19 protein-coding genes and 1 pseudogene are annotated in these 22,957 nt (G+C 70.7%); 5 read left to right on the plus strand and 15 right to left on the minus strand.

Annotated features, from left to right (window positions below; genetic code table 11):
* Positions 1-8: 8 nt before the first annotated feature.
* Entirely contained in the window at positions 9-1,097 is a 1,089-nt protein-coding gene (locus ACF062_RS36770) for a sugar ABC transporter substrate-binding protein (RefSeq protein WP_392144213.1), read from the minus strand.
* A gap of 209 nt (positions 1,098-1,306) precedes the next feature.
* On the opposite strand from ACF062_RS36770, the gene ACF062_RS36775 reads away from it, so the two are divergent.
* Entirely contained in the window at positions 1,307-2,008 is a 702-nt protein-coding gene (locus ACF062_RS36775) for a FadR/GntR family transcriptional regulator (protein WP_223778356.1), read from the plus strand.
* 563 nt (positions 2,009-2,571) lie between these two features.
* Here ACF062_RS36775 and ACF062_RS36780 read toward each other — a convergent pair.
* The 5 genes from ACF062_RS36780 to ACF062_RS36800 form a co-directional block, all read right to left on the minus strand.
* On the minus strand, positions 2,572-5,589 hold the full coding sequence (locus ACF062_RS36780) for an alpha-mannosidase (RefSeq protein ID WP_392144214.1): 3,018 nt from the start codon (positions 5,587-5,589) through the stop codon (positions 2,572-2,574).
* Positions 5,590-5,672: 83 nt separating this feature from the next.
* Positions 5,673-6,938, minus strand: a complete 1,266-nt coding sequence (locus ACF062_RS36785) for a glycosyl hydrolase (RefSeq protein WP_392144216.1) — start codon at positions 6,936-6,938, stop codon at positions 5,673-5,675.
* Positions 6,939-6,977: 39 nt separating this feature from the next.
* The gene (locus ACF062_RS36790) at positions 6,978-7,874 is read right to left on the minus strand and encodes a carbohydrate ABC transporter permease (RefSeq protein WP_392144218.1); all 897 of its coding nucleotides are present in this window, start codon (positions 7,872-7,874) and stop codon (positions 6,978-6,980) included.
* Complete coding sequence (locus ACF062_RS36795; protein WP_392144220.1) at positions 7,871-8,833, minus strand: carbohydrate ABC transporter permease; 963 nt, start codon at positions 8,831-8,833, stop codon at positions 7,871-7,873. The genes ACF062_RS36790 and ACF062_RS36795 overlap by 4 nt, the downstream gene beginning before the upstream one ends.
* Positions 8,834-8,900: 67 nt before the next feature.
* Positions 8,901-10,199, minus strand: a complete 1,299-nt coding sequence (locus ACF062_RS36800; RefSeq protein ID WP_392144222.1) for an extracellular solute-binding protein — start codon at positions 10,197-10,199, stop codon at positions 8,901-8,903.
* Between the two features lie 302 nt (positions 10,200-10,501).
* Here ACF062_RS36800 and ACF062_RS36805 point away from each other — a divergent pair, with 302 nt between their 5' ends.
* The gene (locus ACF062_RS36805) at positions 10,502-11,518 is read left to right on the plus strand and encodes a LacI family DNA-binding transcriptional regulator (RefSeq protein WP_263303384.1); all 1,017 of its coding nucleotides are present in this window, start codon (positions 10,502-10,504) and stop codon (positions 11,516-11,518) included.
* Positions 11,519-11,674: 156 nt separating this feature from the next.
* On the plus strand, positions 11,675-12,838 hold the full coding sequence (locus tag ACF062_RS36810) for a glutamate--cysteine ligase (RefSeq protein ID WP_392144224.1): 1,164 nt from the start codon (positions 11,675-11,677) through the stop codon (positions 12,836-12,838).
* On the opposite strand, the gene ACF062_RS36815 is transcribed toward ACF062_RS36810, so the two are convergent.
* Positions 12,831-13,772 (minus strand): nitroreductase/quinone reductase family protein, encoded by a 942-nt coding sequence (locus tag ACF062_RS36815; protein ID WP_392144226.1) that lies wholly within the window; start codon positions 13,770-13,772, stop codon positions 12,831-12,833. The two genes, ACF062_RS36810 and ACF062_RS36815, sit on opposite strands and share 8 nt — an antisense overlap.
* A gap of 402 nt (positions 13,773-14,174) precedes the next feature.
* Between ACF062_RS36815 and ACF062_RS36820 the strand changes: the two genes are divergently transcribed.
* Complete coding sequence (locus ACF062_RS36820) at positions 14,175-14,996, plus strand: alpha/beta fold hydrolase (RefSeq protein WP_392144228.1); 822 nt, start codon at positions 14,175-14,177, stop codon at positions 14,994-14,996.
* 73 nt (positions 14,997-15,069) lie between these two features.
* On the opposite strand, the gene ACF062_RS36825 is transcribed toward ACF062_RS36820, so the two are convergent.
* The gene (locus ACF062_RS36825) at positions 15,070-15,618 is read right to left on the minus strand and encodes a DUF1062 domain-containing protein (RefSeq protein ID WP_392144230.1); all 549 of its coding nucleotides are present in this window, start codon (positions 15,616-15,618) and stop codon (positions 15,070-15,072) included.
* Between the two features lie 143 nt (positions 15,619-15,761).
* Complete coding sequence (locus tag ACF062_RS36830) at positions 15,762-16,151, minus strand: putative quinol monooxygenase (RefSeq protein WP_392144232.1); 390 nt, start codon at positions 16,149-16,151, stop codon at positions 15,762-15,764.
* 43 nt (positions 16,152-16,194) lie between these two features.
* Here ACF062_RS36830 and ACF062_RS36835 point away from each other — a divergent pair, with 43 nt between their 5' ends.
* Positions 16,195-16,587, plus strand: coding sequence for a MerR family transcriptional regulator (locus ACF062_RS36835; RefSeq protein ID WP_392144234.1), 393 nt, complete (start codon positions 16,195-16,197; stop codon positions 16,585-16,587).
* A gap of 148 nt (positions 16,588-16,735) precedes the next feature.
* On the opposite strand, the gene ACF062_RS36840 is transcribed toward ACF062_RS36835, so the two are convergent.
* The 6 genes and pseudogenes from ACF062_RS36840 to glgA form a co-directional block, all read right to left on the minus strand.
* Complete coding sequence (locus ACF062_RS36840) at positions 16,736-16,909, minus strand: hypothetical protein (protein WP_167515794.1); 174 nt, start codon at positions 16,907-16,909, stop codon at positions 16,736-16,738.
* A gap of 265 nt (positions 16,910-17,174) precedes the next feature.
* Positions 17,175-18,653, minus strand: coding sequence for an SDR family NAD(P)-dependent oxidoreductase (locus ACF062_RS36845; protein ID WP_392144236.1), 1,479 nt, complete (start codon positions 18,651-18,653; stop codon positions 17,175-17,177).
* Positions 18,654-18,731: 78 nt separating this feature from the next.
* Positions 18,732-19,335: pseudogene (locus ACF062_RS36850) on the minus strand (WS/DGAT domain-containing protein); the annotation flags it as partial.
* Between the two features lie 44 nt (positions 19,336-19,379).
* Complete coding sequence (locus tag ACF062_RS36855; RefSeq protein WP_392144238.1) at positions 19,380-20,306, minus strand: SDR family oxidoreductase; 927 nt, start codon at positions 20,304-20,306, stop codon at positions 19,380-19,382.
* A gap of 212 nt (positions 20,307-20,518) precedes the next feature.
* The gene (gene glgC, locus ACF062_RS36860; RefSeq protein WP_392144240.1) at positions 20,519-21,736 is read right to left on the minus strand and encodes a glucose-1-phosphate adenylyltransferase; all 1,218 of its coding nucleotides are present in this window, start codon (positions 21,734-21,736) and stop codon (positions 20,519-20,521) included.
* Between the two features lie 9 nt (positions 21,737-21,745).
* Entirely contained in the window at positions 21,746-22,912 is a 1,167-nt protein-coding gene (glgA, locus tag ACF062_RS36865; RefSeq protein WP_392144242.1) for a glycogen synthase, read from the minus strand.
* Positions 22,913-22,957: the final 45 nt, after the last annotated feature.

Here is a 22,957-nt window from a genome sequence, read left to right on the forward strand (position 1 = left end):
CGGCGTACTCATCCGGCCGAGTTGCCCCACAGCTCGGCGTCGTCGACGTTCTCCTTGGTGACCAGCGGCGCGGGCAGCTGGTCCGCCAGGATGCCGCTGGGCAGCTCGACGATCTCGGAGTCGTGGTCGGTCGGTCCGGGCTTGAACTTCTTCCCGTTCATCGCGGCCTTGATGTAGTACATGCCGTACTTGGCATAGGCGTCGGCGGGCTGCGAGACGGTCGCGTCGATCTGGCCCTTGCGGATGGCGTCGAGCTCCTGCGGGATGCCGTCGTTGGAGACGACGGTGATGTGCCCCTTCTCCCCCGCGTTCTTCAGCATCCCCTTGGACTTGAGGGTCTGGAGGGTGGGCGCGAGGTAGACGCCGCCCGCCTGCATGTAGATGCCCTTGATGCCGGGGTGGGAGTTCAGCAGCGTGTCGAGTTTGGAGGCGGCGGTGTCGGACTCCCACTTGGCGGGGATCTCCAGGACCTTCAGCTTCGGGTACTTCTTCTTCACGCAGTCGCGGAAGGCCTTGGAGCGCTCGCGGCCGTTGACGGACGCGAGGTCGCCCATGATCTGTACGACCTCGCCGGTCCCGACCTGCTTGCCGAGGTAGTCGCAGGCCTTCTCGCCGTACGCCGCGTTGTCGGCCCGTACGACCATCGCGACCTCGCCCTTCTCGGGCGCGACGTCGACGGCGACCACGGGTACGCCCTTGCGTTCGGCCTGGTCGAGTCCGGCGGAGATGGCGGCGCTGTCGAGCGGCGCCACGACGAGGCCCTTGACGCCCTGGTTGAGCTGGTTGTTGATGTCGGTGATCTGCTGCGAGGGGTCGCTGTTGGAGTTGACGGTCTTCCTCGCGTCGACATCCTCGGACTTCGCCATCTTCGGCACGTAGTCGTTGTACGACTGCCAGAACGGCGACGTCAGCAGGGGCAGGATCACCCCGACCTCGCCCTCGCCGCCGCCCGCGCCGCCGGGCGCCGCGGTGTCCTTCGTACTGCCGCACGCCGCGAGCACGAGGCTCAGGCTCGCGCAGGCGGCCGCCGCCGCGGCGCGCGCCGTCCGCGAAGTCCCCATCCTGCCGGGCCGGTTGCGCACTGTTCTGCGGGCCATCTGACGGCTCCTCATCGAGCGGGAACGGTGGGTTCGGTCGGGATCAGTCGGGATCGGAGGTGTTGCAGAACCTGATGACGCGAATATTTATCAGACCACTTGGCGCGCACAACACCCCTCGGCGCCAAATCTTCCCGTATTCAGGCCGTAGTGGTCGGACCACATCGCTGGCTAGACTGCGCCGCACCAGGCCAGTGGAGGAGCGCTACGTGGACCAGTCCGCCCCGCAGAAGGGCACCGTGACGCAGCGGGCCATCGAAGAGGTCAAGGCGATGATCGGCGAGGGCCGGCTGGAGCCGGGCCAGCGGCTGCCCACGGAACGGGACCTGGCGACGCGGCTCGGGATCTCGCGCAGCTCCATGCGGGAGGCGATCCGGGCGCTGACGGTGATGGGCGTACTGGAGGCCCGGCACGGTTCGGGCATCTACGTCACGCAGCTGGAGGCCGGCGATCTGCTGGAGACCTTCGGCGTGGTGGCCGACCTGTCGCGCGGGCCCCGGCTCGTGGAGCTGCTCGAAGTGCGGCGGGTCCTGGAGTCGACGGCGACTGCCCTGGCCGCCGCGCGCATCACGACCGGCCAACTGGCCGAGGTGGAGAAGCACTTGGCGGCGATGAACGCCACGGACGACCCGGAGGAGATCCTCTCCCACGACCTGGCGTTCCACCGGGCGATCGCCCTGGCGGCGGGCAACGACACGATGGCCGCGATCCTGGAGGGCCTGTCGTCCCGGACGTTCCGCGCGCGGGTGTGGCGCGGCTATCAGGAGGAGGGCGCGTTCGAGCGGACACGGCGCGAGCACGCCCGGATCCACCGGGCCCTCCTCGCCCGCGACCCGGAGGCGGCACGGGCCGCGGCGGCGGCGCATGTGGGCGAGGTGGAGGAGTGGCTACGGGCACAGCTGGACGGCTAGGGCCTGTCTGACAATTCGCGTCGTCGCCCGGAGGGCGGCCTCGCGGCGTCAGGTGCGTGCTCTCGGCGTGCCGGGCGTAGGGCCTCGTACTGGATATGTACTTGGCTCTGCGCCCGGTGCGGCGAGAGTGCGTGCTGGCGTCGCGAGGCAGGCGGGAATTGTCAGACAGGCCCTAGGCCGACGCCCGGCGGGAGCGCCGGGCGGGGCGAAGTCACCCGGCGGTGCGCCGCGCCGATTCAGCCGATGGGGAGGGAGGTCGGCCGGAACCTCCACCTGGGCCGACCGGTCGGCCGCACAGCTGGGGCGGGAGCTCGGTCGGCGGGTTCGGCGGGTTCGGTGAGTTCGGTGAGTTCGTGACCAGCATGGCCTGGTTCACACTCGCCGGCCGGGCGGAGCACCCCGGCTCACTCCACCCGCCCGCCGCTTCGAGCACCGCCGACCGCCCGGCAGGGGCAGAGGCCCTCGCGGACTACGCGCCACGGCGCGCAAGGGCGGCGGCCCCTGCCCTCCGGCGCGCTTCGAGCACTGACAGAGACCGGCCCCTCCAGGAACAGCCGCCTCGCTCAGGCCCTCCCCAACCGCAGCGTCATCAGCTCGAACGGCCGCAGCGTCACCGCGATCGCATCACCCGTCCGCTCCGGGGCCGACGCGTCGGGCAGTGGCCGCTCCAGCAGGTCGGTCACCGTGACCGAGGCGGCCTCGAAGCCCGCCGTCAGCGTGGCCCGTGCCCGGCCGCCGTATGCCTCGTGGAAGCGGACGACCACATCGCCGCTGCCGTCGTCGGCGAGCTTGACCGCCGTGACGACGACCGCGTCGTTGTCGACGGTCACCAGCGGGGCCACTTCAGCGCCGCCGCTCACCCTCCGCTCGGGCAGGTTGATGCGGTAGCCCTCCCGCACCGCGTCGCCGATCGCCGCGCCCGGCGCCAGCGCGTGCCGGAAGCGGTGCACGCCCTGGTCCGTCTCGGGGTCGGGGAAGCGCGGGGCGCGCAGCAGCGAGACGCGTACCGTCGTGGTCGTGCCCGCGTCCTCGGTGCGGACCGCGCGGGTCACGTCATGGCCGTACGTCGAGTCGTTGACCAGCGCGACGCCCCAGCCCGGCTCCTCCATGTGCACGAAGCGGTGGTTGCACGCCTCGAACTTGGCGGCCTCCCAGCTCGTGTTGGTGTGCGTGGGCCGGTAGAAGTGGCCGAACTGCGTCTCCGACGCGTACCGCTCCGCGTGGATGTCCAGCGGGAAGGCCAGCTTCAGGAACTTCTCCGTCTCGTGCCAGTCGACCTCGGTGTCGATGTCGAGCCGCCGCGCGCCCGGCACCAGCGCCAGGACCTGCGTCATGCGCGAGGCACCGAAGCTGCGCACGATACGGACCGACGCGCCCTCCCCCGCCACGACCTCATCGGCCTCCGTGAGGTCCGTGACGGTGTTGCGGTAGAACTCGTCCACATCCCACGCGTCCCACATGTTCGGGAAGTCGGCGTGGATCTGCGGCAGGTTCGCCGCGGCCCCCGGCGCGACCGTCTCACGGTCGGCCACCAGGTCGTACGCGGAGACGACCAGGCCCCGCCCGTCGATCTCGACCCGCAGCAGGCCGTTGTCGAGGACGAAGCCGCCCTCGGCGCGCGTGGCGATCGCGGACTGCCCGTCGATCACGGCGGGCCGCGCGCCGCCCGCGGGCACGCCGTCACGGGTGTGCGGCGTGGAGTTGAAGACCAGGTCGCCGCCGCCCTCACCGGCGAGCGCGCGCTGCGCCGCCTCGATGATGCCGTTCAGCTCCGCCGCGAGCGCCGCATAGGTCGCGCGGGCCTCGCGGTGCACCCAGGCGATGGACGAGCCGGGCAGGATGTCGTGGAACTGGTGGAGCAGGACCGTCTTCCAGATGCGGTCCAACTCGGCGTACGGATACGCGAATTCGGCGCACCGCACGGCCGCCGTCGCCGCCCACAGCTCCGCCTCGCGCAGCAGGTGCTCGCTGCGGCGGTTGCCCTGCTTGGTGCCCGCCTGGCTGGTGAGCGTCGCGCGGTGCAGCTCCAGGTACAGCTCACCGACCCAGACGGGGGCGTTCGGGTACTCCGCCTCGGCCTTCTCGAAGAACTGCTCCGGCGTCTCCCACCGGACGGTCGCCGAACCTTCGAGGTCCCGCAGGCGCGCGGCCTTGGCGATCATCTCGCGGGTGGTGCCGCCGCCTCCGTCGCCCCAGCCGGTCGGCGCGAGGGAGTGCCGGGCGACGCCCTTGTCCTTGAAGTTCTTCGCCGCATGGGCGATCTCGCTGCCCTTCATCGAGCAGTTGTACGTGTCGACGGGCGGGAAGTGCGTGAAGATCCGCGTGCCGTCGATGCCCTCCCAGTTGAAGGTGTGGTGCGGGAAGCGGTTGGTCTGCGACCACGAGATCTTCTGGGTGAGCAGCCACTTGGAGCCCGCCGCCTTGATGATCTGCGGCAGTCCGGCGGCGAAGCCGAAGGTGTCGGGCAGCCACGCCTCGTCGTTCTCGACGCCGAACTCGTCGAGGAAGAACCGCTTGCCGTGCACGAACTGACGGGCCATCGCCTCCGAGCCCGGCATATTGGTGTCCGACTCGACCCACATGCCGCCCGCGGGCACGAACCGCCCGTCGGCGACCGCCGCCTTGACCTTCGCCCACACCTCGGGCCGGTGCTCCTTGATCCAGGCCCACTGCTGCGCCTGCGACATGGCGAAGACGAAGTCCGGCTCGTCCTCGATGAGCGCCGTCATGTTCGACGTCGTACGCGCCACCTTGCGCACCGTCTCGCGCAGCGGCCACAGCCACGCGGAGTCGATGTGGGCGTGGCCGACGGCGCTGATGCGGTGCGCGGAGGGCTCGGCGGGGGCCGACAGGACCCCTTCGAGCAGGGCGCGGGCCGCGGCGGCCGTGCCGTTCACGTCCCGGAGGTCGACGGCGTCAAGGGCACGGCCGACGGCGCGCACGATGTCGTAGCGCCGCCCGGAGTCCTCGGGCAGCTCCCGCATCAGCTCGCCGAGGACCTCGAGGTCGATGACGAGCTGCCACACCGTCTCGTCGAAGACGGCGAGGTCCATGCGCTCCAGCTTGTACTGGGGTTCACTGCCCGCCGTCTCCTTGTCGCCCAACTGGGTGGGCAGGAAGGGGTGGTAGTCGAGGATCACGGGGTTGGACGCGGCCTCGATGTGCAGCCGTACCTCTTCGCCGCCCTCGGCGGGCGCGGCGATCCGCACCCACTGGTTGCGGGGGTTGAGTCCCTTCACCGGGGTGCCGTCGGGGCGGTAGACGAGGCCCTCGCACTGGAAGCCCGGCATGTTCTCGTCGAAGCCGAGGTCGAGGATCGCCTCGACGGTCCTGCCCGCCCACTCCTTGGGCACCGTCCCGGTCACCCGGAACCAGCTGGTCCCCCAGGGCGCGCCCCACCGCTCACCGACGGCGGTCGGCGACGGCTCGGCGGCGAGCCCTTCGGCCACCGGTACGGGCTCGCCCGGCGCGTTCCACACCGCGACGTCGAGCGGCACGGAGGCGGGGTACACGGCCGGCCTGATGCGCTCGTCCAGAACGCGCTTGAGACGGCCTTCGACCAGGGTGCGGTCGTCATGCATGAGAATCTCCCGGGGTGGAAAATGTGAGCCCGTCCGGCGATCGGGGACGAGCGCGCGGCGCGATCTACGGAAGTCTTACGGGCCTAGCGGACCTCCTGCGGCGTCACCACTTCCGTGATGCCCCGCGCAGCGAGATGCTCCGCGTCGGCGGCCCGGCTCGCGAGGACGGCCGTCGGCCGGACACCGTCCTGCGTGAGGCGGGCGAACGCCTCGAAGACGGCTCCCCCGGGCGCGCACTCCACACGCCGCTCCATCGCGTCGTCCACGACCACCGCCGTGGTCCGGGGCGCCGGCGCGTACGTACGGCCACGCCACTCCTTCGCGATACGGGCGACGGCCGCGCCCGCGGGCTTGGCCTGCCCGTCGTTGGTCAACAGGCCGAGGCTGTACTCCAGCTCGGGGAAATCCGCGAGGTCGCGCGAGACGTCGTGGGAGCACCACCACGTCACGCCCCACACGTCCTGGCAGTCGAGGGCGGCCTCGATCGTCTCCTCGGTGAAGGCGGCCGCGTGCTCGGCGGGGATCAGCGGTGCGGGCGCGCCGACCTCCTGGAGCCAGACGGGGCGGTGCGGGTCGAGCGCCCAGGCCTTGGACAGCTCGATGAGGTACGCGGCGTGGGCGCGGGTCGCGGTGCCGGTGCGTCCGTGGCGCTGGGCGGTGCCGTTGAAGACCCAGGAGTGCACGGCGGTCACGGCGCCGAGCCGGGCGGCCTGCCCGGGGGTGAAGGGCTGGTCGGCCTGGTACCAGGCGGCGTCGTACTCGGCGTGCAGGTGGAGCTTGCCGGGGGCGCCCTCCTCGCAGGCGGCCAGTACGGTGCGCAGCCAGGTCTCGGCCTGCTCCTCGGTGACGCGGTCGGGGTCGGGGTGCGGCCCTGCGGAGAACTGGTTGATCTCGTTGCCGATGGTCATGCCGATGAAGTTCGGCCGGTCGGCGAGCGCGGCGGCGAGCGTACGCAGGTACGCGGCCTGCCCGGCGACGACGTCCGGGTCGGTGAAGAGGTTCCGCCGGTGCCAGGTCTGCGTCCAGGCGGGCAGGAAGTCGAAGCTGGACAGGTGGCCCTGGAGGCCGTCGACGTTGACGTCCAGGCCGCGCTCGGCGGCGGCGTCGGCGAGCTGGACGAGCTGCTCGACGGCGCGCGGGCGGATGAGGGTGCGGTTGGGCTGGAAGTACGGCCAGATCGGGAAGACCCGCACATGGTCGAGACCGAGTGCGGCGACCGCGTCGAGGTCGGCGCGCACGGCGTCGAGGTCGAAGTCGAGCCAGTGGTGGAACCACCCTTGGCCGGGCGTGTAGTTGGCGCCGAAGCGCGGCGCGCCCGAAGGCGTTGCGGAGGGCGATGCGAGAGGCAATGCGGGTCCTGGTTCCTCGTGGGTGCGGGGTGGCGCCGTTCAGCCCTTGACCGCGCCTTCGCCGACGCCGCGGAAGAAGTACCGCTGGAGGCAGGCGAAGAGGACGATCAGTGGGAGCACGGCGATGACCGTGCCCGCGGCGACGAGGCGTTCGTCGTTGGCGAAGGTGCCGTGCAGGTAGTTCAGGCCGATGGTGAGGGTGAAGCGCTCGGGGTCGCTGAGCACGATGAGCGGCCACAGGAAGTCGTCCCAGGCGCCCATGAAGGCGAAGATCGCGACGACCGCGAGGGTGCCCTTGACGGCGGGCAGCGCGATGCGGACGAAGCGCTGCCAGACGTTCGCGCCGTCCACGAACGCGGCTTCCTCGATCTCGTAGGGCACGTTGAGGAAGGCGTTGCGCATGAGCAGGACGTTGAGCGCGGAGACGCAGCCCGGCAGCAGCACCCCGATGAGGGTGTTGTTCAGGCCGAGTTCACGCATCGTCGTGAACTGGGCGATGATGATGCCTTCGACGGGCACCAGCATGGCCAGGATGAAGACGAGGGTGGCCGCCCTGCGGCCGCGGTAGCGCAGGCGTGCCAGGGCGTAGCCGGCGAGGGCGGCGCCCACGCAGTTGGTGACGACGTTGGCGGCGGCCACCTTCAGGGAGTTGAGCGCGTAGTCCCAGACGGGGATGGTGTCGGCGACCCGCTCGTAGTTGTGGAAGGTCGGGTCGGAGGGCAGGAACCTCGGCGGGGAGCTGAAGATGTCCTCGTGCGGCCCCTTCAGGGACGTGGACAGCTGCCAGAGGAACGGCCCGATCATCAGCGCCAGTACGGCGAGCAGGAGTCCGTAGCGCAGGACGATCTCCCACACGGGCATCCGGCGGCCGTTCTCGTCGGTGACGCGCGGCCGGCGGCGGGTCTTCGGGCGCGTCTCGTGCTCGGTGATGCTCACGCGTCCTCCTTCCGGTCCGCCCGCAGGACGAGCAGCATCAGCGCGACGGTGACGACGAAGATGACGACGGAGATGGCCGAGGCGTAGCCGACGCGCCCGGTCAGGCCGGTGCCGGTGCGCTGCACCAGCATCACCAGCGTGGTGTCCTCGCCCGCGGGGCCGCCGGTGGGCCCCGCCATCAGATAGACCTCGGAGAAGACCTTGAAGGCGGCGACCGAGGAGAGCGCGCCGACCAGCACCATGGTGGAGCGCACGGCGGGCACGGTGACGCTGAAGAAGCGGCGCACCGCTCCCGCGCCGTCGACCGCCGCGGCCTCGTGGAGTTCGCGCGGCACGTTGGCGAGGGCCGCCAGGTAAATGATCATGTAGTAGCCGAGGCCCTTCCAGACCGTGACGGCCATGGCGCTGAACAGCAGCAGCCACTGGTCGCTGAGGAAGCCGACCTTGCCGACGCCCACCGCCTCCAGCACGGCGTTCACCAGGCCGCGCTCGTCGAGCATCCACACCCAGATGAGGCCGACGACCACGATGGAGGCGACCACCGGGGTGTAGAAGGCGGACCGGAAGAAGGTGATGCCGGGGATGTGTTTCTGGACGAGCATGGCAAGGAGCAGCGGCAGCAGGACGAGCGCGGGGACGACCACGAGGACGTACAGCGTGCTGTTGCGCAGGCCGATCCAGAACATGTCGTCGTGCAGCAGCTCTCGGAAGTTGGCGAGCCCCACGTACTCGCCGGGGATCAACGTCCTTTTGTCGGTGAAGGAGTTGATGATCGTACTGACGAACGGATAGAGGCTGAAGACGCCGACGATCGCGAGCCCGGGGGCGGCGAACAGCCAGGGACTGGTGGACAGTTGGCGCCGGATCCTGGCGCGCCCGCGGGTGGCGGTCCGGCCGCCGCCCGGGGAGGCGGCGGCGCGGCCCGCGCCCGGGGTTCTGGTGACGGTACTGGTCTTCATGGCTGGCGTTCCCTGGTCATGACTTCACGGCTGGGCACGGCTCGGCTCGGCTCGGCGGCGCCCGGTCTCAGCTCTGCTTCAGCAGCCGGTCGCAGTTCTTGACAGCGTTGTCAAGCGCTTCCTTGGGGCTCTCCTTCCCCTGGAGTGCCTTGGCGACGGAGTTGCGCAGCTCGACCTTCATCTGCTCGGTGAAGAGCACGGGCGTGTAGTTCACGGCGGTCCTGATGGACTTCGCGGCGGCGACGCGGACCCGCGTCTCCTCCTTGCCGTCCTGCTCGGTGAAGTAGGGGTCGTCAAGGGAGCCCTGCGTGCTGGGGAAGATCGCGACCTGCTTGGCGAACTCCATCTGGTGCTTGGCGTCGGTGACGAAGTGCGCGAAGGCGACGGCGGCCGGCGTCTGCTTGGTGCGGGCGTTCACCATCACGCCCATCACGTACATGTTGTCCTTGCCGGTGTTGCTGATCTGCGGGGTGATGCCGATGTTCTTGTAGAGCTTCGGCGCGTCCTTCTTGAACTTCTCCAGGTCCAGCGCGCTGCCGGGGTTCATCGCGACGGCCTCGGTGAGGAACTTCTTGCCGGTCGACTCGGGCGTCGCGGTCAGCGCCTGCCCGTCCAGGGCCTTGGCGTCGTACAACTTCTTGTACTTGGTGAGGAGTTCGACGCCCTTGGCGTCGTTGAAGGTGAAGCCGGTGCCTTCCTTGTTCATCAGCGGGACGCCGTAGCGTCCGAAGTCCTCGATGGTGGGGACGTTGGCGAGCGTGGCGATCTTCCCGTCGCTCTTCTCCGCCAGCCGCAGTGCCTGGTCGAAGAGCTGGTCGTATGTCTTCGGGGGCTTGTTCGCGTCGAGGCCCGCGTCCTTGAAGAGGCGCTTGTTGTAGAAGAGCGGCCCGGTGTTCAGGTACCAGGGGAAGGCGTACGTCCCCTCCGTGCCCGGTATCTGGTGGCTCTTCCAGGCCCCGGGGAGGTACTCCTTCTCGTACTTGCCCGCGGCCTTGTCGAGGTCGAGCGCGAGGCCGGCCTTGGCGAGCGGGGCGACCAGGTCGGGCGAGACGTTCACGACGTCGGGCAGTGTGCCCGCGGCGGCGTCGGCGCTGATCTTGTCGGCGTAGCCCTCGCCGGGCTGGTCGATCCACTTGACGTCGGTGCCGGGGTACTTCTTCTCGAACTCGGCGACGAGGCCCTCGAAGTAGGGCTTGAAGTTCGCCTTCAGATTCCAGGTCTGGAAGGTGATCTTGCCTTCGATCTTGCCCGACGCGTCCGTGGAACCGCCGCCGTCGCCTCCGTCGCCACAGGCGCTCAGCGGCAGCAGGACAGCGAGGACGGCGCCTGCGGCGACCGCTCTGCGGGGAATACGGGAGATACGCACGGTGAAACGGCTCCTTTGCTCGGCCCAGCGTGAGACGGCGGTGACTGCGGCCGTCCGAGCCGGGCAATCCACGCCGAGGCAGACCCTGCATCCAACCGTGGCGCAAAGTCAATGGATTCGGGGAATCGATAGCGAAGATCTCTGGTTCCGCCCGGCAATTCCCAGGTCAGGCGCGTGTGTTACGGGTCTTGCGGCGGATGACTAATGCGCTTTAGAGTCGGTGCGCTCAAGCGCTTTAGTGCGCGGTGTCAGGAAAGGGGCTACGGGTGCAAGGCAAGCGGTCACCGGCACGCCGGCCGACCATGAAGGACATCGCGCGCCGCGCCGGGGTCTCCGAGAGCGCCGTCTCCTTCGCGCTCAACGACCGGCCCGGCGTCTCCGAGATCACCCGCGACCGGGTGCGCAGGGTCGCGGAGCAGCTCGGCTGGCGGCCCAGTACGGCGGCGCGCGCCCTGTCGGGCGAGGGCTCGGCCACCGTCGGCCTGGTCGTGGCGCGGCCCGCGGCGACGCTGGGCGTCGACTCCTTCTTCCTCCAGCTCATCTCCGGCGTCCAGGAGGTGCTGGCCGAGCGGCACTTGGGGCTGCTCTTCCAGGTGGTGGAGGACGTGGCCGCCGAGTGCGCGGTCTACCGCCGCTGGTGGGCCGAGCACCGGGTGGACGGCGTGCTCGTGGTCGACCCGCGCACGGACGATCCCCGGCCCGCGCTCCTCGACGAGCTGGGGCTGCCCGCGGTGGTGACGGGCGGCGTGCCCGACCCGGAGGCGGGACCGCCGGGGCTCTCCACGGTGTGGGCGGACGACGCGGGGGCGATGGCGTCGGTCGTGGGCCATCTGCACGCCCTCGGGCACCGCCGAATCGTGCACATCGCGGGCATGGAAGGGCTCGCGCACACCGAGCGCCGCATGCGCACCCTGCGGGCCGAGGCGGCGAGCCGCGGCCTGTCCGGGGTGCGCTCGGTGACGACCGACTACTCCGACGCGGAGGGCGCCGCCGTGACCCGGCGCGTCCTGCAGTCCGCCGAACCGCCGACAGCGCTGGTGTACGACAACGACGTGATGGCCGTGGCCGGGGTCGCCGCCGCGTCCTCCCTCGGCTTCGGCGTCCCGGACGACGTGTCGGTCGTGGCCTGGGAGGACTCGGCGCTGTGCCGCATGGTGCACCCATGGCTGACGGCCCTGTCCCGGGACACCGTGGCGTTCGGCCGCACGGCCGCCCGCGAGCTGCTCGCCCTCCTCGACGACGGGCCCGCGGCGACCGTCCAGGTGCCGCTGCCGCGGCTCATCGAGCGGGAGAGCACGGGGCCGGTACGGGACGTGTGAACCCACGCGGGCGCTGGGATCCTGGAGTGCCCCTCTGCCGGGTCCTGTCATGCTCCCGGCCGCGCCGGACTCGCTGTCGGCCCTCCGGACGAGGAAGGTGCACAGAGGGACAGGCACAGAGGGACAGGCATGCACGTCGGCGGAAGGACACGGCGCATGGCGGACCATATCCCCACCGTCGGTGTCGAGGAGGAGTACTTCCTCGTCGATGCCGCACAGCGCACGGTGGTCGCGGCGGCGCCCCGGATCCTGGCTCGCGTCAAGCCGGTGCTCGGGGACCTGGTGACGGGCGAGGCGTCCCGGTATCAGGTGGAGGGCAAGACTCCGCCCTGCCGGACCCTCGGCGAACTCCGGCACGAACTGCGGCGCGTACGCTCCGCCGTCGTCACCGCCGCGGCGCGGGACGGGGTGCGCCCTCTCGCTTCCGGGACACCGCTGCTGGGCATGCGGACGCCGATGCCGCTCAATGACGATGCCCACTACCTTCCCCAGTTCGAGATGTTCAGGTCCCTGTACGACACCTTCGCCTTCTGCGGGCTGCACGTACACGTCCAGGTCCCGGACCGGGAGCACGCCGTCCTGGTCGGCAACCACCTGCGGCCGTGGCTGCCCGTCCTGGTGGCACTGGCGGCGAACTCCCCCTTCTGGGAGGAGCGGGACAGCGGCTACTGCAGCTGGCGGACCCTGGGAGTCACGCGCTGGCCCGTGTCCGGCCCGCCGCCGTACTTCTCCTCGGCCGCGCACTACGACGCGCTCGCGGCTTCGCTCCAGGAGGCCGGCGCGATCCGGGGCGAACGCTCGCTGTACTGGGACGTGCGTCCGTGCGCGCACCTGCCCACCGTGGAGATCAGGGCGATGGACGTCCCCACCACCGTCGAGGAAGCGGCGGTCTTCGCCGTCCTCGTACGGGCACTGGTCGTCCGTGCGCTGGAACGGGTACGGCGCGGCGACCCCGGGCCCGCGATGGACGAAGCGCTGCTGCGTGCGGCGTACTGGCGGTGTGCCCGCGACGGTCTGACCGGGCACAGCCTCGATCCGCGGACCAGCCGGCTGGTGCCGACCACACACGAGGTACGCCGCCTGCTGGAGCACGTCCGGCCGGCTCTGGCGGAACACCGCGAGCTGTCGCAGGTCACCAAGGTGCTGCGGCATCTCGTCACGCATGGCGGCGGAGCGCAACGGCAGCGCTCCATCCGCGCCCGCGCGGGCAGCCTGCTCGACGTCGTCGACGACCTGGCCACCCGCACGGCCGCGAGCCGGACACCGGGCCCCGCGCGGGGGCCGCGGCTGCCCGGCACCGAACAGACCGCGGCTACTTGACGGCCTCGGGCTGTCCGGGCGGGACGGGCGGGCCGGGCGGCCACGGCAGTTCGGCCAGGATCGGCAGGAGCGCTTCCTCCTCGTAGTCGAGATGGCGGGTCAACTCCTCGGACATGCGCGCCAGTTCGGCCCGGAAACGATCCGGGTCCGCACCATCGAAACCGGTGAGGAGCCCGGCGAGCTCGCCCTGGATGCGGGCGACGGCCCGGTGTTCCTCGGCGAGCCTGTCGAAGGTCTCGCGCAGTTCGGGGTGGTAACCCGCCATCGTCGGGAAGAGCTGCGCGTCCTCGCTGGTGTGGTGGAACTCCAGGGCCTCGCAGAACGCCAGGCAGTGCTGGCGGATCTGGAGCCCGAGCCCCGGTGCCGGCGGCGCTCCGGGGCCCTGGTGCGCCGCTGTCGCCGCGACGTGTGCCTCGGTCTCGTCCCGTACGTGCCGCAGCTGGCCGCGCAGCCACAGGTGCACCTGCTGCATCTTCTCGGCGAAGTTGCCGGCCTCGTGGGGGATGCCGGCCTCGTGCGCGGGCCGCTCAAGGACGACGACGGGCAGGATCCGGCCGGTCCGCGCCTGGTAGTCGCCGTATCCGGGCTCGGCTGCCGTGATCCGCGCGAAGAGCCGGTCGCGCCGCTCCCCCTCGGCGGGGACGGCGATCGCCTGGAACTCCTCGGTGCCGAGCTCCACGCCGACCGTCGGGTGGGCCAGGATGTTGTGGTACCAGTCGGGATGGCGCGGCCCGCCGAGGTTCGAGCCGACCAGCAGGAGCAGGTCGCCGTCGCGGACGAAGCCGAGCGGGGTGGTGTGTTCCTTGCCGGACTTGGCTCCGGTGGTGGTGAGCAGGAGCAGGTCGCCGCCCTCGAAGGGGCCGCCGACCTTGCCGCCGTTGGCGCGGAACTCGTCGATGACGGATTGGTTGAAGGATGTGGCGGGTGTGGGCATGGCGGTGTCAGGTCTCCGTACGGAATGTTCGGTTACCGCGCTGGGCGCGGTTCGCGTTGTGCGGGTTTCGCGTCGTACGCGGTGAAAGGTGGGGCCACGCGTGAGGGGCGTGACCGGGGCGCGCGAAGGCGCGCGGATCAGGCGAAGGCCTGGCGGTGTGAACTCACGACGTGTCCATCGGCGACGTCCTTGAGTGAAGGTGCTCGCCCGATCGCCGACCTGCCCACTGCTCTTTGGTCGGCGCCACGCGGCACGAGCACCATTACAGTCACCCGGCCCCCGCCTGTCAACGCACGGAGGTCACTCATGCCTTGACGTTCTTGACGTTTGGGCGGGCCTGTCGGCGGCGTATGTACAACTCGCCGTACGCCTCGCGCCTTCCCCCGAAAGGTCCCAACCACCATGAGCCATACGACCGTTCACGTCCCGATCTCCGGTGGCGACAGCGCCGTCGACTGCCTGATCACCGGATCGGGTCCGGCCCTGGTGCTGGTGCACGGCACCGGCGCCACCCCCGAGGGCAACTGGGGCCCGGTCATCGACGCCCTCAAGGACCGCTGCACCATCGTCGCCCCGACCCTGTCCGGGTCGGGTGCCACCACCGACGCCGGTGGCCCGCTGACCGTCGACGACCTGGTCGCCCAGGTGCTCGGCGCCGTGGACGCGGCGGGTCTGGACACCTTCCACCTGGCGGGGCACTCCCTGGGGGCCACGGTCGCGGCCGCCGCGGCCGGGGCCCGCCCCGAGCGGATACGTTCCCTCTTCCTGCACGCCGGCTGGGCGGTGACCGACCCGTGGCAGGAGTTCCAGTTCGACCTGTGGCAGCGGCTGCTGCGCGTCGACAAGGACCTGTTCTCCCGGGCGCTCCAGGTCACCGCCTTCGGCGCCAAGACGCTGGCCGGGCGCCGCACCGAGGACTTCGAGGAGAGCGTGGCCGCGTGCAACGCGCTGTTCGACGCGGACGGCATGGCCCGCCAGTCGGAGCTGAACATCCGGGTGGACATCACCGAGGCGCTGGCCAGGATCACCGCCCCCACCCTGGTCGTGTCGGGGTCCCAGGACCTGATCGTCCCGCCGCACCACCAAAGGGAGTTGGCGGCGTCCATCGCCGGCGCCGAGTTCCTGGAGCTGGACTGCGGCCATGCGCTGCCCTTCGAGCTGCCCGAGCTGTTCGCCCGTACCGTCACGGAGTTCGTGGACCGGCGGCAAGCAGCCGCCGCATGACCTGAAGGTGGCCGCCCGCGGCCCGGGGCCTGCCCGGCGGATCGCGCCGGACAGGCCCCGGGCCTGGCAGGGCTCAGCGTTTGAGCATGAAGGTGAAGTCACCGGAGAGCTTGCCGCTCAGCCGGACCGCCGAGACGACCTTGCCCTCGCCGATCAGCCTCTCGACCTCGGCCCGCGGAAGACCGCGGCCTTCAGCGATCAGCCGCACCGGCCGGACCGGGATCCGCGCCGCGAAGCGGACCGATACGTCGATCACCTCGCGGTCCAGGTGATCCGATCCGCCGGTGTCGAGACGCCAGGCGTCCGCCCAGTCGAGAGCGATGCGATTGCGGCGCCGCACGCCCGGGTCCTGGAGCAACTCGGCTGCCAGGCCCGGGTCGTTGTCGTGCATCCGGTCCAGCAGCTCGGGCCGTACGGAGCGCACATTCATCCGCTCCAGGACCGTGAGCTTCGCGGTCTCCCCGCAAGCGGTACAGAGCACGAGGAGCCAGGCATCGAGGAGTTTGTGGTTCGCGTTGACACGAAACTTGCCGTTGGCCCGGAACCGTTCGGACGCGCACGTGTGGCAACGGCGCAGGACGACGGGCAGGCAGGTGGGCATGACCACCCAGTTTTCAAGCACAGAAGTACACCGGTTTCAGTGAGAAGTCCGCAGCAAAGGGCAGCGCGACGCGGAGGCGCGGCGCGCTACAGATCAGCTCTCGGGGTGTCTCACAGGGTGTACAACGGCCCGTCCTTGGTCAGGCGACTCGGTCCGGCAGCACGTTAGTGGCGTTCAGCGGCGCCGATCCACCGGTTTTTCGAGCCCACGAACGGCTCACCCGACTCACCTGACTCGCCCGACTCGCTCGGATACGGGCTGATCATGGTGTCGAAGTAGCCGTCGGGCGCTTCTTCGAGGAAGTCCAGCAGGTGGTCCAGGAAGTGGCGCAGCGCCGGTGTGGCGTTGTGCCGGTCGAGGTCCTCCTGGGAGCGCCAGACCTCGTACAGGAAGAGCCGGCCGTCGTCCTGCGCGTGCAGGTGGTACTCCAGGTTGCCCTCCTCCCGCCGGGTGGGCTCCACGAGGGAGGCGAGGAACTGCCGGACCTCGTCGGCCCGTTCGGGCCGGGGGCGCAGGAAACCGTAGAGGGAGATGGGTGCTTGTGCCGTCGTCATGAAGGCGACGCTACGATCTCACATCCATGTGAGGTTCAAGTTCATGACACGTGAGGTGCGCCACATGAAGATCGGCGAACTGGCCCGCGCGACAGGCGTGAGCGTGCGCCTGCTGCGTTACTACGAGGAACAGGGCCTGCTCGTCCCGTCCCGGACGGACGGCGGCCACCGGCACTACGGCGAGGGCGCGCTGACGACCGTCGCGCGGATCCGGACGCTGCTGGCCGCGGGGCTCCCCACCCGGATCATCCGCGACCTCATGCCGTGCTTCCTCGGCGACGGACCGGAACTCGACACCTGCGTCCTGGAGCACCTCCGGACGCACCTGTCCGAGCTGGACACGCGCATCGCCGACCTGCAACAGGCCCGCACGTCGCTCCGCGACCTCCTCGACACTTCGTCACGCGCATCCCGCGCCGAGGTGTCCTGTGGGTGAATCTCCCGGCCCCACAGGGGTACTGGCGTGAGATGGCGACGGGGGGCGGACGGTCGTGGAGGGGACGGTCGTCCGCGCCACACCGGATACACCTGTGCCCCCGCCACGGGCGGGGGCACAGTGCGAAGCCGACGACCGGCGGTACCGATCAGTCGATGCCCGGGAGGATGTGCGGCTCGGCGAGGTCGTCCTCGTAACCCGCCAGACGAATGGGGGCCGCCTTGGCCCACGCCTCCAGGTTGCGGAGCTTGGGGGGCCTGCCGGCCCGTTCGCCGCCGCGTTCCGCCGGTCGCTTCTCGTGCTTCGTCAGTTCTGGTGTCACCGCGCACTCCTTTGTGTCGCGTAACGGAAGGACAAGGGCAAGATTCGGTCGCGGTGGCGCCGGTAGTTGGCGGGACCGCGGCCGTGATTGCCGGCCTGTCCCCGGGGTGACCGAGAGACGTTCGTGGATCTCTCGTGGCCACCCGCTCACCCCAGGTTAACCAAATGAGCGCGCCCGCGCTCGATGGAATATCAAAGCTGTGTAAATTCCGGACAAGGGTGCCGGAGCGGACGCGGGCGTTCCAGCGGCCGAGCGCCGGCGCGTACTACCACTTACCGGGCGCGTAGTCCTTCAGGAAGACGCCGAACAGATCCTCGCCGGCCTGGCCGCGCACGATGGGGTCGTAGACCCGCGCCGCGCCGTCGATGAGGTCCAGGGGGGCGTGGAAGCCCTCCTCGGCCAGGCGCATCTTGTCGGGGTGCGGGCGCTCGTCGGTGATCCAGCCCGTGTCGACCGCGGTCATCAGGATGCGGTCCTTCTCGAACATCTCCTGCGCGCTGGTGCGCGTCAGCATGTTCAGGGCGGCCTTGGCCATGTTGGTGTGCGGGTGGCCCGCGCCCTTGTAGCCGCGGCCGAAGACGCCCTCCATGGCGGAGACGTTCACGACGTACGCGCGGCCGTCCTCGTGCGCCGCGGCGGCGGCCGCCATGGCGGAGCGCAGGTGGCTGATGAGGATGAACGGCGCCGTCGAGTTGCACAGCTGTACTTCGAGCAGCTCGATCGGGCCGACCTCCTCGACGGTCTGGATCCAGCTGTTGGTGTCGTGCAGGTCGGGCACCAGGCCGCCCGCGTCGATCGCCGTGCCGGCCGCGATGCGCTCCAGGGAGGCCGACCCCGTGACCAGCGCGAGGCCGGTGACGTCGTCGGCGGTCAGCGCGCCGCCCCCGGCGACCGGCAGCGCGGCCACGGCGCCGGAACCGAAGGTGCCGATCACCTCGGAGGCGGGCAGCTCACCGGCGGGCAGCGGGGCGGACTCGGCGGCGACGAGCTCGCTGTAGGCCTGCGGGGAACGGCGTACGGTCTGCGCGGCATTGTTGATCAGTACGTCGAGGGGGCCCTCGGCGGCGACCGACTCGGCGAGCGCGACAACCTGGGCGGGGTCGCGCAGGTCGATGCCGACGATCTTCAGCCGGTGGATCCACTCGTCGCTGTCGGGCATGGCCTTGAAGCGGCGGATCGCGTCGTTCGGGAAGCGCGTGGTGATCGTGGTGTGCGCGCCGTCGCGCAGCAGCCGCAGCGCGATGTACATGCCGATCTTGGCGCGGCCGCCGGTGAGCAGGGCGCGCTTGCCGGTCAGGTCGGTGCGGGCGTCGCGGCGGGCGCGGTTCTCGGCGGCGCAGGTCTGGCAGAGCTGGTGGTAGAACGCGTCGACCTCGACGTACCTCGTCTTGCAGGTGTAGCAGGAGCGCGGGCGCTGGAGTATCCCCGCGATCTCGCCCTTCACCGAGGAGGAGGGCAGCACGCCCGCAGTCTCGTCGTCGATGCGCTCGGCGGAGCCGGTGGCGGTGGCCTCGGTGACCGCGCGGTCGTGGGCGGTCTTGGCGGCGCGGCGCTCCTGGCGGCGGCGCTGCTTCACCGTGCGGTAGATCCCGGCCGTCGCGCGGCGCACCGCGATCGCGTCGGGGTGGTCCACGTCCAGCTTGTCCAGCTCGTCGAGCACACTGAGGCAGACGGCGAGACGGTCCGGGTCGATGCCGGGGCCGTACGCGACGGTCCCCTCGTGGCTTTCGTCTGTCACCGTCATCGCCGCTGTCCTCGTGTCATTCCGTGCCGCGGTCCGTCCGGTCGTCCGCAAGCTCTCAAAAGCGGAACTTTACGTAGCTCAGGGCCCCGTCACCAAACCCGTGACCTGGCGCACACCGTCCCGTGGGCTCGCGCACACCGCCACGAGGGCCTCGAGCTCGTCCCGTACGCTCCGCGCGAGGAGGTCCAGGTCGGGTACAGCGGCGGCGTCCGCGACCAGGCCGTAGTGCACCCGGCCCCGGTACGTGGACACGGCGACGGCGAGCGACTGGCCCCGGGCGAGCGGCGCGAAGGGGTAGAACTCGGCCAGGGGGCTGCCGCCGAGCCGCTATCTGGTGCGGCTCCCCGTCAGCGATGATGACCCTCTGGCCAGGCTGCGCGGGGATCAGGGCCCGCGGCTCGACGCCCTCGCTGCCATCGCCGCGCTCGTCGAGCCAGCGCCGCAGGGCTCCGGCGACCACGGCGATCAGTACGTCGTTGACGGTGCCGCCCACGGCCTTGCGGACCTGGTGCACGTCGTCCAGGTCCAGGACGATCCCCGCAGTGCGGCGGGTGCCGGTGGCGGACGAGGTGAGGGCGGCGCAGGAGCGGACGCCGAGGCCGGCGCGCGCGACCGAGGCGCCGATGCCGAGGGCCTGGCCCAGTTCCGTGACGGCGGCGCGGGCGAGGCCGGGGAGTCCGCGCGGGCGGGTCTTCATGTGACGCGTGTGGTCCGGAAGCGAACGGCTCAGCGCGTGTCCGTCTCCCCGCCCGTGACGGCGATGACCTCGCCCACCGTGAAGCTGGAGTCGGCGTCGGAGGCCAGATAGACGTACGCGGGCGCGAGCTCCTCGGGCTGGGCCGGGCGGCCTAGCGGGGTCTCGCTGCCGACCTGGGAGAGGCCGTCCTTCGGCATGTGCGGGTCGGCGGTGTTGAGGACCGTCCACACGGGGCCGGGCGCGACGACGTTCGCGCGGACGCCCTGCTTGGCCAGGTGGGGCGCGATCGACTTGGTGAAGGTGATCAGCGCCGCCTTGGAGGCCGCGTAGTCGATCATGGTGGTGCTGCCCTTCAGGGCTTCCTCCGTGGCCGTGGCGATGATCGCGTCGCCGCCCTTGAGATGCGGCAGGGAGGCCATGACCAGGTGGAAGTAGGCGTAGACGTTCGTCTTGAACGTCCGGTCCCAGTCCTCGGCCGTCAGCTGGTCGAGCTCCAGCTTGCTGTTCAGATAGGCCGCGTTGTTGACCAGGATGTTCAGCTTGCCGAACTCGGCCACCGTGCGCGCCACGACGTCGCGGCAGAGCGCGGCGTCGCGGACGTCGCCGGGCAGCAGGAGGCAGGTGCGGCCCGCCTCCTCGACGGCCTTGCGGGTCTCCTCCGCGTCCCGCTGCTCCTCGGGCAGGTGCACGATGGCGACGTCGGCGCCTTCGCGCGCGTAGAGCACGGCGACGGCCCTGCCGATCCCGGAGTCGCCGCCGGTGATCAGCGCGACCTTGTCGATCAGCTTGCCGGCGGCCTTGTACTTCGCCGCCTCGTAGCGGGGCCGGGGCGTCATGTCCGCCTCGATGCCGGGCGGGTCGTGTTTCTTGCCGGGGAAGGGAGGCGTCGGCTCTGACGTCACCTGCGGAGTGTCGTCCGGTTCGCCTGCACGGGTGTCGTGCCGGCCCTGTGCCATGGGAAGGCCTCCTGCGAAAGTCGGGCATGGCCGCACCGCGCTCCGCACGGCCGGCCAAGATCGTGACGTGCGTCGGGTTCCCTGCGCTTGCGAGGACAAACGGGAGCAAACGGCGTTTCTGGGTTCGGCCGGGGGACGCCCCGCGATGCGGGTCACGCGTAGCCTTGGAGCCCCTCGGCGGCCACTCCCCCCGACCCGCGCTCAACAGCCGCTCACTCGACTCGTTGCCCCTTCCCCAGCGCGATCACCCCGCCCTTCGAGACCGTGTACAGCTCCTCGTCCCGCTCGGGGTTGACGCCGATCGTCGCGCCGGGCGGGACGTCGACGTTCTTGTCCAGGACCGCGCCGCGCACCACCGCACCCCGCCCCACCCGTACGTTGTCGTGCAGCACCGAGCCCTGGACCACCGCGCCCTGCTCGATCGTCACGCCGGGCGAGAGGACGGAGCGGGTGACCTGGCCGCGGATGACACAGCCGGGGCTCACGATGGACTCGCCCGCGATGCCGCCCGCGCAGAACTTGGCGGGCGGCAGCCCGCCGGAGTGGGTGTAGATCGGCCAGCGCCGGTTGTCCAGATTGAAGACCGGGTGGTCGGAGATCAGATCCATGTGGGCCTCGTAGTACGAGTCCAGGGTGCCGACGTCACGCCAGTAGCCGTGGTCGCGCGGCGTCTCGCCGGGCACGTGGTTGCCGTCGAAGTCGTACACCTGGGCCATGCCCCGTTCGGTGAGCATGGGCAGGATCGAACCGCCCATGTCGTGCGCCGACTCCTCGTTCTCCGCGTCCTGTTGGAGTGCGTCGACGAGAATCTTCGTGGTGAACAGATAGTTGCCCATCGAGGCGAAGACCTGGTCCGGGGCGCCCGGCAGGCCGGGAGGATCGGCGGGCTTCTCCAGGAAGCTCTCGACACGCGTCCCGTCGCGCGCCGGCGTGATGATGCCGAACGACGGCGCCTCGACGCGCGGCACCCTGATCCCGGCGACGGTCACGGCCGCGCCGTTGTCGATGTGCTGCTGGAGCATCTGCCGCGGGTCCATGCGGTAGACGTGGTCGGCGCCGAACACCGCTATGTAGTCGGGCTGTTCGTCGTGGACGAGATTGAGCGACTGGAGGATCGCGTCGGCGCTGCCCGAGTACCAGCGCGGACCGAGGCGCTGCTGCGCGGGCACGGGTGTGACGTAGTTGCCGAGCAGGCTCGACATCCGCCAGGTCGTCGTCACATGCCGGTCCAGTGAGTGGGACTTGTACTGCGTCAGGACGCAGACGCGCAGGATGTCGCCGTTGACGAGGTTGGAGAGGACGAAGTCCACGAGGCGGTACGTCCCGCCGAACGTGACCGCTGGTTTGGCCCGGTCGGCGGTGAGCGGCATCAACCGCTTGCCCTCCCCGCCGGCGAGCACGATTCCGAGCACCGAAGGTCCACCGCGCATACCAGCCTCCTACCTGTCGGCGTGCAGGATCTCCTCGTACACCTCGACCGTGCGCCGGGCGACGGCGTCCCAGCCGAATTCCCCGACGGTCCGGCGGCGTCCGGCCGCGCCCATAGAGGCGGCCCGTCCGGGGTCGGTGGCCAGTTCGTTCAGGAGCAGCCCGAGGTCACGTTCGAAGCCTTCGGGGTCCTTCGGCTCGTAGGGGACGAGCAGCCCCGTCGTGCCGTCCTGTACGACCTCCGGAATGCCGCCGACGCGCGAGGCGACCACCGCCGTACCGCAGGCCATCGCCTCCAGGTTGACGATGCCCAGTGGTTCGTACACCGAAGGGCAGACGAACAGCGCGGCGTGGCTGAGGAGTTGGACGACCTCGGGGCGCGGCAGCATCTCGGGGATCCACTGGACGCCCGCACGGCCGCGGCTCAGCTCCTCGAAGAGCACGCGGAACTCGGCGTCGATCTCCGGGGTGTCGGGGGCTCCGGCGCACAGGACCAGCTGGACGCCCGGGTCCAACCGCCGTGCGGCGCGCAGCAGATGGGGCACACCCTTCTGCCGGGTGATGCGGCCGACGAACAGGACGTACGGGCGCCCGGGGTCGATGCCGAGGCGCTCCAGGACGTCCGTGGCGGGGTCGGGACGGTAGAGGCCGGTGTCGATGCCGTTGTGCACGACGTGGACCTTCGCCGGGTCGACGGCCGGATAGCAGGCGAGGATGTCCTCACGCATCGCGCCGGACACCGCGATCAGCGCGTCGGCCGACTCGGCGGCCGTGCGCTCGGCCCAGCTCGACAGGGCGTAACCGCCGCCCAGTTGCTCGGCCTTCCAGGGCCGCAGGGGCTCCAGGGAGTGCGCGGTCATCACGTGCGGAATGCCGTGCAGGAGCTTGCCGACGTGGCCCGCGAGGTTGGCGTACCAGGTGTGGGAGTGGACGAGTTCGCGACCGGCGAGCGCGGCGGCCATGGCCAGGTCCACGGAGAAGGTGCGCAGCGCGTCGTTGGCGCCGTCGAGCTCGGACCAGGCCCGGTGGCGCACCAGACCGTCGGACGCGCCGTCGCCCCAGCAGTGCACGTCGAGGTCGACGAGGGAGCGTAACTCCCTTGCGAGGAACTCGACATGGACGCCTGCCCCGCCGTACACATCGGGCGGGTACTCCCGGGTGAGCAGTCCCACTCGCACGCAGAACCCTCCGTCGTCCGCCTGATGTCGGCCGCGCCCCCTCAT

The organism is Streptomyces sp. NPDC015345, from assembly GCF_043078805.1.
In the GTDB taxonomy this organism is placed as follows: Bacteria; Actinomycetota; Actinomycetes; order Streptomycetales; family Streptomycetaceae; genus Streptomyces.